Origin of the sequence: Vibrio sp. WZ-1, assembly GCF_052037695.1 — a bacterium.
Lineage (GTDB): Bacteria > Pseudomonadota > Gammaproteobacteria > Enterobacterales > Vibrionaceae > Vibrio.
Map to the genome: position 1 here is coordinate 57,227 of NZ_JBQEQR010000047.1, position 9,740 is coordinate 66,966.

Consider the following 9,740-nt stretch of genomic DNA (forward strand, 5'->3'; position numbering starts at 1 on the left):
AACTTGTAAGATAGCAACAATAAATCGCAAACATTATTTGATCTTAACCTACAGTTTTGGTTAAAAAGTGTAGTAAAATTACGCTAGTTTTGTTTCAAGGTTAGATGGAGCAGCGAAGCTCTACGCCGAAAGTTACTTAAATTTGATGAGGTCATCACTATGTCTGCTAAGAAGCCATTGGCTCTAGTTATCCTTGACGGTTACGGTTACCGTGAAGACACAGCAAGTAACGCAATTGCAAATGCTAAAACACCAGTAATGGATGCACTGATTGCGAACAACCCTAACACTCTAATCTCTGCTTCAGGCATGGACGTTGGTCTGCCTGATGGCCAAATGGGTAACTCAGAAGTTGGTCACACCAACATCGGTGCAGGTCGCGTTGTATACCAAGATCTAACTCGTATCACTAAGTCTATCGCTGACGGTGAGTTTGCTGAGACAGCGGCACTAGTAGAAGCAATCGACTCTGCTGTAAAAGCTGAAAAAGCAGTACACATCATGGGTCTTATGTCTCCAGGTGGTGTTCACTCTCACGAAGACCACATCTACGCAGCAGTTGAAATGGCTGCAGCTCGTGGCGCTGAGAAAATCTACCTACACTGCTTCCTAGATGGTCGTGACACACCACCACGTAGTGCTGAAAACTCACTACAACGTTTCCAAGACCTATTTGCAAAACTAGGTAAAGGTCGTGTTGCTTCTCTAGTAGGTCGTTACTACGCAATGGACCGTGACAACAACTGGGATCGCGTTCAAGTTGCTTACGATCTTCTAACTCAAGCTAAAGCTGAGTTCACAGCAGAAACGGCAGTTGCAGGTCTAGAAGCGGCTTATGCTCGTGAAGAAAACGACGAGTTTGTGAAAGCAACAGCGATCAAAACTGAAGGTCAAGAAGACGCAATCATGCAAGATGGCGATGCAGTTATCTTCATGAACTACCGTGCTGACCGTGCGCGTCAAATCACACGTGCATTCGTTCCTGCATTTGATGGCTTCGAGCGTGCTGTATTCCCAGCAATCAACTTCGTAATGCTGACTCAATACGCGGCTGACATCCCGCTAGCTATCGCGTTCCCACCAGCGTCTCTAGAAAACACTTACGGTGAGTGGTTATCTAAGCAAGGTCAAACTCAGCTACGTATCTCTGAAACAGAGAAATACGCGCACGTTACATTCTTCTTCAATGGTGGCATTGAGAACGAATTCGACGGCGAAGAGCGTCAACTTGTTGCTTCTCCAAAAGTAGCAACTTACGACATGCAGCCAGAAATGAGCTCTCCAGAACTAACAGAGAAGATGGTTGCGGCTATCAAGTCAGGTAAGTACGACACTATCATCTGTAACTACCCGAACGCAGATATGGTTGGTCACACTGGCGTTTACGAAGCGGCTGAGCAAGCTATCGAAGCTCTAGATGAAAGCGTTGGTAAAGTGGTTGAAGCAATCAAAGAAGTTGGCGGTCAAATGCTAATTACTGCGGACCACGGTAACGCAGAAATGATGATCGACCCAACAACGGGTGGCGTTCACACTGCTCACACTAACCTACCAGTTCCTCTAATCTACGTAGGTGATAAAGCGGTTGAGTTCAAAGAAGGCGGTAAACTGTCTGACCTTGCACCAACAATGCTTTCTCTAGCAGGTCTAGAAATTCCTGCAGAAATGTCTGGTGAAATCCTAGTTAAGTAATTAACTTAGAATTCAGAATGATAAAAGCCCGAGTTTTGACTCGGGCTTTTTTGTGTCTGTAATTCTGTGCTCGACTACTGTACAAGGATTCCAGTACCTATAACTGCTAAGGCAGCCCCTAGCCAAGCAAAGCGATTGGGGCGTTTCTTGGTGTAAACCCACAGTAGTGGCAACAACATGATCGGCGTTGTTGAGGAAAGCAGAGCCACCATACCCACATTCCCGTCACATAGAGCGTAAAGAATCAGTGTCATACCAATCGCCATCGCCAAAAAGCCATTTAACGCCGTAATGCCAAATACTTTCCAGGTGATGGTTTGTGTTGCGCGAGCCACTTTTGCGCCAATTAACCAGAGTGCACAGTGCGCGATGAAGGCACTGATCATACGAATGGCAGAGGCGGCGACAGGGTCGACACTGGTTTGCATCACTGGTTTGGCAATAATGCCACCAAGTGCCTGACACATTGCAGCCGTTAAACCCAGTCCAACACCAATCCAAACGTTGCCTTTGATCTCTTCTAGCGCGTTGCTGGTTTGCCCACGTCGGCCATAGAAAATTGCCATTACTACGCCGCTGAACACTAAGGCTGCACCAATAAGCTCTATCCCCGTCATGCTTTCGCTAAATAGGAAGTAGCCTAGGATAGCGGAGAATACGGCGTGACAAGAGAATAATAATCCAGCTTGTCGTGGCCCCATTCGATTCAAACAGGCGAACAGTGCCGTATCACCAATAAAGATACCAATCAGACCCGACGCCATCATCGGTGTTACGTGTTCTGTTGAGACGCTGAGCCAGCCTCCAGTGATCCAAGCCATGGTAGATAAAATCACCGCAGTACAGCCCATACGCCAACGGCTATAAGCAAACGCACCGAGGTGCTGAGCGGGAACAACAGAAATTAAGCTAGAAACAGCCCATAATAAAGCAGCGCAAAGCGCTAGCCATTCATAACCCATGATTGCGAGACATCCTTGTAGAGCAGGGGAGAAGCTTTAATATGCACCAATCTATAAAGATCTAAAAGCGTATCTTTGTGGCAATAAAAAAGCAGCTCGTTGAGCTGCTTTTGATGGTGGTTTATACCTTAAAACGACTGATGTTCTCACGCATGGTGTTGGCGGTGTCGTACATCTGACGGGCGCCTTCACTGCTCTTAAGTGATTGCTCGGCAATCATATCTGCATCGTCTTTAATGCCTTGCGTGTTGCGACTGATGTCTTCACTCACCGCGCGCTGCTCTTCAGCGGCGCTTGCAATCTGCATTGCCATATCGTTGATCTCAGTGATCGAGTTGGTAATGCTAGTTAAGCTGTCGTGTGCTTGTTGTGCGTAGTCCACACTGGTGTCAGCCAAACTGGTGCTGGTTTGCATACTATTTACTGCCAGCTTGGTATTGCCTTGCAATGTCTCGATCATGGTGCGGATTTCTTCCGTTGAACCATGGGTGCGCTGGCTAAGTACGCGTACTTCATCAGCAACTACGGCAAAGCCACGTCCCTGCTCACCTGCACGAGCCGCTTCAATGGCAGCGTTAAGTGCCAGTAAGTTCGTTTGTTCCGCAATGCCTTGAATAGTAGACAGAATTTGGTTGATGCTCTGTGTGTTTGCTTCGAGTTCTGAAATCACGCTGGCGGCATCACTTACTTGTTCTGCTAGTTCTACAATGGCTTCACGGTTTTTCTGGATCACGTTCTGCCCATCTTGGCATGCAGATGCCGAGTTCTGAGAAGCACTTGCTGTAAGTTCAGCGTGGCTTGCCACCTCTGCTGCAGTTGCTGACATCTCATGAATGGCAGTGGCAATCTGGTTGACATCATTTTGCTGATGCTCAACTCGGCCTGCAGCCATTGCTGACAGTTCATTTGCTTGATTGGCTTGAGCTGAAAGCTGCTCACTATTTTCCACAATGCCTTTGAGCATAGTCTGCATTTGCGCAAGGAACTGGTTTACGTGTGTCGCCAGTTCACCAATCTCATCCATACGTTCAATCTTGATGCGCTGAGTTAGGTCCCCCTCGCCCTGAGAGAGCTCTTCTAAAGCCGTAGATAGAGTTTGTAGAGGCTTGAGTAAGCGAGTAATAACAAAGGTACTGATGGCTGCTATGATCAAGTAAAGAACGATAGAAGCGATAGCCGTAAACGTCACTTGCTCAGAAACAGAGGCATACGCCATTTGCTTATCTTCAACAATACCTAGTGACCAATCCGTGTTAGGCACTTTGGCGACGTAAATGAGCTTTTCGCCTTGGTTTGGCCAAGAGATGGTCGCTAACTGAGCATCTTGGCTCAGCTTATTCATGCTAGCAGCACTCAACTCTGGATTGAGCGTCGTTAAAGGTTTCTGGCTTAGCTTGGCGTCTTGGTAAGCAACAATGTTATTTTGCCCATCGACTAGAAAGGCAAACCCATCGTTATCTAATTGAATATTTAGGACTTCATCGATGATATCTGTCACCGCGAGATCGGCAGCTAACACACCTTGCTTGCCTTGGTTGAAGGCTTTGGCAAAGCTGACAACGATGCTGCCGTCAAAATCTTGGTAAGGCTCTGTAATGATCAAGCCGGACTTTGCCATCGCATCTTTATACCAAGGGCGAGTACGTGGGTCATAATCGGCTGGCCAGGATTCAGTTTTATCGCCGTAAGCAATAGAGCCGTCAGAAAAACCAGCGTAAACAGAAAGAAATTGCCCAGCACGTTTGGTTAATAGCATCTCTCGATCTGCGTCTGCTGAATCGAGAATGACATCTTCATTCGCTAGCATCATTTCACTACGAATCGCCAGCCAGTCACTGATGTATCGATTGGTTGACGCAGAAATGTTTTCCATTTCTCTGCTCAGTGTAGAGGTGGTTTCATCACGCAACTGATTCACTGAGACCCAAGCTTGAACGCCACTTACAATGGCAATAATGACTGCGATAGCAATCTGAATTTTAAGTTTTATGGAACTTCTCATTGTCTTACCTTCTCAATAGACAAAAAGATCGACATCACCGGTGGTGACAATAGGTTGCTTAAGACGATTCAGGTACCGATGAGTACTGAAAGGCTACGATTACTTTATCGACGCGATCTGGATAAACTTAATATAAATAGGGGAATATTTATTCAACGGATTGATTGTAAATGTATTTAATATTGACGGTTACTTCATTAATGATTGCTGTGAGGTTGTATCCAAATTTAGCCATCCGCATACTGACGGGCAACGCTACACTTCTAGCGTTGCCCCATTGATATCAAGTAAGAACAAGTACGGCGCCATACACAAGAAGCAAACCGATCAAGCCAATGATGAGTCCAACTTTCGCCATGTCTTTGCTTTCGATTAAACCTGTCGAATAAGCCAATGAGTTAGGTGGTGTTGATACAGGAAGAATCATCCCCAGAGATGCGGAGAAGGCGACGACAACGAGCAGTCCTTGTAACCCTCCAATAGAAGCTAAGCTTGGCATCGATACCCCAATTGCAGCCGCAATTGGCATGAGCAAGTTTGCTGTGGCTGTATTGGACATAAAGTTCGCCATTAACCAGCACACGATAGAAAGAGATACGACTACCGCAAATGGTGAAAGTGCTTCATAGTCAATGGCATGGGCAAGCGCTTCTGCCAAACCTGTTTTGTCTAAAGCAATACCAATGGCGATACCACCGGCAACCAACCACAAGACATCCCAGTTAATAAGCTTAAGTTCTTCTTTGCCCATGATGCCCGTTAAGGTGAACACCGCGAGTGGGATAATGGCGACCACATATGTATTCATGCCGTGCACTTTGGTTGTCATCCATAACAGGATGGTCATCGCAAACGTAATATACACGACAATAGCGCGCCAACTCTTTTTAAATGTGCCGTCCAGACGTAACTTCATTTCAGGTTCACTGGAAGGAAACAGCTTTTGCAGCAGCAGCCAAGCGATGGTGAGTTGCACCAATACAAAAGGTAACCCCATTGTCATCCAAGAAAGAAAATCAATGGCGTTTTCTCCGGTTAAATATTGCAAGGCTATTGCATTGGGTGGTGTACCAATCGGTGTTGCGATGCCGCCGGTATTGGCGGCGATAGGAATGCATAACACTAGGGCTTTTATACCTAAATCGCCTTTTGGTGCAGAAGCCACGATAGGGCCCAATAGCGCCAGCATCATAACGGTAGTCGCAGTGTTCGACATAAACATCGAAAACACAGCAGTGATCAGCATTAACCCTAACATGATGAATTTTGGTTGAGTGCCAAATGGTTTAAGCAAAACACGAGCAAGGTTGTTATCAAGTTCGTATTTGGAAGCCGCTATGGCGAGTGCGAATCCGCCCATGAAAAGGATGATGATGGGAGAAGAAAAGGCAGAGAAGATGTCCGTATAAGCGATCAGTTCACCTAAATCGTGCCCCGGAGGTGGGTTACGAAATAGATGTAAGCCTTTGTCCGATATCATGATCAACTCAAGAGCGATGATAAGAATCGAAGTGGCAAATACGGGGACTGGTTCCAACACCCAAAGCAGTGCTGCAAGAAGGAAAATAGCCAGTAGACGATGCTGAATTAAAGTGAGGTCATCAATAGGTATCGCATCTATAGGCATCATCAAAATGCCGAGTGGTACTAAAAAACACACCAGTAGCTTTACTAGCGTATTCATATTCATCTTTGGCATTAGTCGCCCCTTTCAACAATCATCCCTATCAGTAGGGTAATGGATCGTTCTTTAAGGGTCTTAGAGGCAGGTATGAGTTTGAAAAATAGAGATTAAGTTTTGAACAGAATTTTGCTTTTGGTCAATAAAAAGCCCCCGCGAACGGAGGCTTCTAAATTCTATTTGAGTAGCAAGCTTACTGCTGGTGAGCGTAAGGTGTGCCCATAACCGTTGGCTTGCCATTTTCCATGCTTTCATCGAATGCGATAGCATCTTTAGCAAACAGGTTAATAACGGTTGAGCCAAGCTTGAAGCGGCCCATCTCTTCACCTTTCTTCAAGATAACCGCTTTGTCGCCTTCTGCTGGGTAATCCCATTTGTAGACTGAACTGCCACGTGGTGGTGTGATGGTACCAGCCCACACTTGCTCGATACTACCAACGATGGTTGCGCCAACCAGCACCTGTGCCATTGGTCCAAACTCAGTATCAAAGATACATACCACGCGCTCGTTACGTGCGAATAGGTTTGGTACGTTCTCTGCCGTTAGCGGGTTCACTGAGAATAGGTCACCAGGTACGTAAATCATCTGACGTAGCGTACCGTCACATGGCATGTGTACTCGGTGGTAGTCACGAGGCGATAGGTATAAAGTCGCGAAAGAACCGTCTTGGAAGTCTTCAGCCAGTTTTGCATCGCCGCCTAGTAGCTCTTGTGCAGAGAAGTTGTGACCTTTAGCTTGGATAAGCTGACCATCTTCAATCGGGCCAAATTGGCTTACACATGCGTCCGCAGGGTGAGTGATTACTGCTTCGCCTTCAGCAATTGGGCGTGCGCCTTCTTTTAGCTCTCGCACAAAGAATTCATTGAAAGTTTTGAAGTGCTTAGGATCGGAGTGCTTCGCCTCATCCATGTTCACATTGTACTGTTTGATAAACCAGCGAATGATTGCTGTTGTTAGACCGCCAGCCTTAGCTGAAGCCAGTTTACCTACTAGACGGGTCAGCCCGTGTTGTGGGATCCAGTACTGCAGTCCAACTTTAATCTTGTCCATCTTTAATTCCGATACTTCTGTTAGATTCTCGCTTTAGGGCGCGTGATGTTACTGAAATTTAATCTGCTTGTCAGTATTAGGTGATGATTTCTTACACAGTTACAGTCTCAACTCAGCTACAGATCTGCTTTCTTGCTGCGTGAATACTGACGATTGGCCTTGTTTTCTCCCATGCTTTCTAGGATGCGATGGTAGTTTTCAAAGCGTACTTCACTCACATCACCTTTTTCAACGGCCTCACGCAAAATGCAACCAGGATCGTCATTGTGCTTACAGTCGCGGAACTTACAACCGCCAAGGTAAGGGCGGAATTCAACGAACGCTTTAGTCACTTCTTCTGCTTCCAAGTGCCATAGACCAAATTCACGTACTCCTGGAGAGTCAATTAGGTCGCCACCAGTAGGGATGTGATACAAGCGAGCTGCTGTGGTTGTATGCTGCCCCAAACCTGAGTTCTCAGAGATCTCGCCTTCTTCCACTTCCTGCTCAAGTTCAGGCATCAGTGCGTTTACTAGGCTTGATTTACCTACGCCTGATTGACCAACGAAAATGTTGATACGGTCACGCAGTTGCTCTTCAAGCTCGGCAATGCCTTCACCTGACTGCTTACTCACAAACAGCACCTTGTAGCCAATACGTTGGTACTCTTCTAACCACTCTTCGTACATTGCACGATCTTCATCAGAAAGTAGGTCGATTTTGTTGAGTACTAATAGCGGTGCGATGTTCAGTGTTTCTGACGCAACCAAGTAGCGGTCAATGATGTTGAGCGAAAGCTCTGGCAAAACCGATGAAACGATCACCATTTGGTCGATGTTAGCCGCGACAGGTTTTAAGCCATCGTAGTAGTCAGGACGAGTTAGCATAGAGGTACGAGGCTCTACAGCTTCAACCACGCCAGAGATTCCGGCCATGGATTCAAGGCCTTCACGCCATAGCACACGATCGCCGGATACCAGCGATTCTATACCACGACGAAGGTTACAGCGCTGCACTTCACCGGTTTCTAGATCTTCGATGTCAGCGTGCTGACCGAAACGAGTGATTACGAGACCCTGTTTACTTGCGCCTAGCATGGTTTCATCCCATTGGATGGACTCTTCTTGCTTCTTTAGGCGTTTTTGTTGGTTGCTGCGTACGCGGCGCACCTGACCTTTGGTTAACTTTTTCTTTTTTGCCACAATCTTGTACTTAATGTGAGTTAACTCAACTGATTGAGCGCTTTCGGCTCAAACTCGTGAGTATCGTGTTTCAAGTATTTTCAGGTATAGTACCTCTTTTATCGATAAACAAATAGGCGGCGTAACCATGTCCTTTAGCGATCAAAACCTGATTTGGGTGGATTTAGAGATGACAGGTCTCGATCCTGAAACGCACAAAATCATCGAAATTGCCTCTATCGTCACGGATAGCGAGTTAAATATTTTAGCTGAAGGCCCAGTTCTAGCAGTACATCAGCCTGAAGAAGAACTGGCGAAGATGGATGATTGGTGTACCAATACGCACACTGCAAGTGGCTTGGTTGAACGCGTTCGTAACAGTGATGTCTCTGAACAAGCTGCCGTTGCGCAGACCATCAAGTTTCTTGAGGAATGGGTGCCAAAGGGTGTTTCTCCAATTTGTGGTAACAGCATTGGTCAGGATCGTCGTTTCTTGTACAAGCACATGCCAGAGCTAGAAGAATACTTCCATTACCGCTATTTGGATGTGAGTACACTAAAAGAACTGACTCGCCGCTGGAAACCAGAAGTGTTAGACGGTTTTTCGAAGCAGGGCACGCATCTGGCATTGGATGATATCCGTGAGTCGATTGCAGAGCTAAAGTACTACCGCGAAACGATCTTTAAGATCTAACTGTTAAGGCTGCGATCCAAATTGTTGTAATTAATGAGCGTTTTGCTTGCTTTTTCATCTGTTAGTAAAAAAATAAAGTTTTTTTGAACGAAGGACTTGCATCACAAAAAAATGCTCTTATAATTCGCAGCCCTGAACGACGGAAACGTTGTTGATGCGACACTAGCTCAGTTGGTAGAGCGCAACCTTGCCAAGGTTGAGGTCACGAGTTCGAACCTCGTGTGTCGCTCCACTTTATTTTAGAAAAGTGGGGATAGCCCTCATTGTGCTTAACAATGACTACGGACGCGGGATGGAGCAGCTTGGTAGCTCGTCGGGCTCATAACCCGAAGGTCGTCGGTTCAAATCCGGCTCCCGCAACCAAATCTAAAACAGTTTGAAGATTATTTTTGATAATATTCAGGCCGTTGAGAGATGCGACACTAGCTCAGTTGGTAGAGCGCAACCTTGCCAAGGTTGAGGTCACGAGTTCGAACCTCGTGTGTCGCTCCAATTTGA

7 protein-coding genes and 3 tRNA genes are annotated in these 9,740 nt (G+C 46.3%); 5 read left to right on the forward strand and 5 right to left on the reverse strand.

The features are described 5' to 3' along the window. The first annotated feature begins 159 nt into the window (after positions 1–159). The gene (gene gpmM, locus ACTS60_RS02830) at positions 160–1,692 is read left to right on the forward strand and encodes a 2,3-bisphosphoglycerate-independent phosphoglycerate mutase (protein ID WP_440887048.1); all 1,533 of its coding nucleotides are present in this window, start codon (positions 160–162) and stop codon (positions 1,690–1,692) included. Between the two features lie 74 nt (positions 1,693–1,766). Here the strand turns inward: gpmM and ACTS60_RS02835 are convergent, their stop codons facing one another. The 5 genes from ACTS60_RS02835 to rsgA form a co-directional block, all read right to left on the reverse strand. After that, positions 1,767–2,654, reverse strand: a complete 888-nt coding sequence (locus tag ACTS60_RS02835; RefSeq protein WP_440887049.1) for a DMT family transporter — start codon at positions 2,652–2,654, stop codon at positions 1,767–1,769. A 121-nt stretch (positions 2,655–2,775) separates the two neighbouring features. Continuing rightward, positions 2,776–4,656 (reverse strand): methyl-accepting chemotaxis protein, encoded by a 1,881-nt coding sequence (locus tag ACTS60_RS02840; RefSeq protein ID WP_440887050.1) that lies wholly within the window; start codon positions 4,654–4,656, stop codon positions 2,776–2,778. Between the two features lie 283 nt (positions 4,657–4,939). Beyond that, positions 4,940–6,355, reverse strand: a complete 1,416-nt coding sequence (locus tag ACTS60_RS02845) for an SLC13 family permease (RefSeq protein ID WP_010444034.1) — start codon at positions 6,353–6,355, stop codon at positions 4,940–4,942. A 175-nt stretch (positions 6,356–6,530) separates the two neighbouring features. Then, positions 6,531–7,388 (reverse strand): archaetidylserine decarboxylase, encoded by an 858-nt coding sequence (asd, locus tag ACTS60_RS02850; RefSeq protein WP_440887051.1) that lies wholly within the window; start codon positions 7,386–7,388, stop codon positions 6,531–6,533. A gap of 116 nt (positions 7,389–7,504) precedes the next feature. Then, on the reverse strand, positions 7,505–8,569 hold the full coding sequence (gene rsgA / locus ACTS60_RS02855; protein ID WP_440887052.1) for a small ribosomal subunit biogenesis GTPase RsgA: 1,065 nt from the start codon (positions 8,567–8,569) through the stop codon (positions 7,505–7,507). A 127-nt stretch (positions 8,570–8,696) separates the two neighbouring features. On the opposite strand from rsgA, the gene orn reads away from it, so the two are divergent. The 4 genes from orn (at position 8,697) to ACTS60_RS02875 (ending at position 9,734) form a co-directional block, all read left to right on the forward strand. After that, entirely contained in the window at positions 8,697–9,242 is a 546-nt protein-coding gene (gene orn / locus ACTS60_RS02860; RefSeq protein ID WP_440887053.1) for an oligoribonuclease, read from the forward strand. Between the two features lie 156 nt (positions 9,243–9,398). Further along, positions 9,399–9,474, forward strand: a tRNA-Gly gene (locus tag ACTS60_RS02865). A gap of 54 nt (positions 9,475–9,528) precedes the next feature. Continuing rightward, positions 9,529–9,605: transfer RNA gene (locus ACTS60_RS02870), tRNA-Met, on the forward strand. A 53-nt stretch (positions 9,606–9,658) separates the two neighbouring features. Then, positions 9,659–9,734 (forward strand) — tRNA-Gly (locus ACTS60_RS02875). The last annotated feature ends 6 nt before the right edge of the window (positions 9,735–9,740 follow it).

What these genes read in the sequence shown, in the direction of transcription:
- gpmM (WP_440887048.1), top strand. Translation starts at nt 160, where the DNA reads ATGTCTGCTAAGAAGCCATTGGCTCTAGTTATCCTTGACGGTTACGGT.
- ACTS60_RS02835 (WP_440887049.1), bottom strand. Translation starts at nt 2,654, where the DNA reads ATGGGTTATGAATGGCTAGCGCTTTGCGCTGCTTTATTATGGGCTGTT.
- ACTS60_RS02840 (WP_440887050.1), bottom strand. Translation starts at nt 4,656, where the DNA reads ATGAGAAGTTCCATAAAACTTAAAATTCAGATTGCTATCGCAGTCATT.
- ACTS60_RS02845 (WP_010444034.1), bottom strand. Translation starts at nt 6,355, where the DNA reads ATGCCAAAGATGAATATGAATACGCTAGTAAAGCTACTGGTGTGTTTT.
- asd (WP_440887051.1), bottom strand. Translation starts at nt 7,388, where the DNA reads ATGGACAAGATTAAAGTTGGACTGCAGTACTGGATCCCACAACACGGG.
- orn (WP_440887053.1), top strand. Translation starts at nt 8,697, where the DNA reads ATGTCCTTTAGCGATCAAAACCTGATTTGGGTGGATTTAGAGATGACA.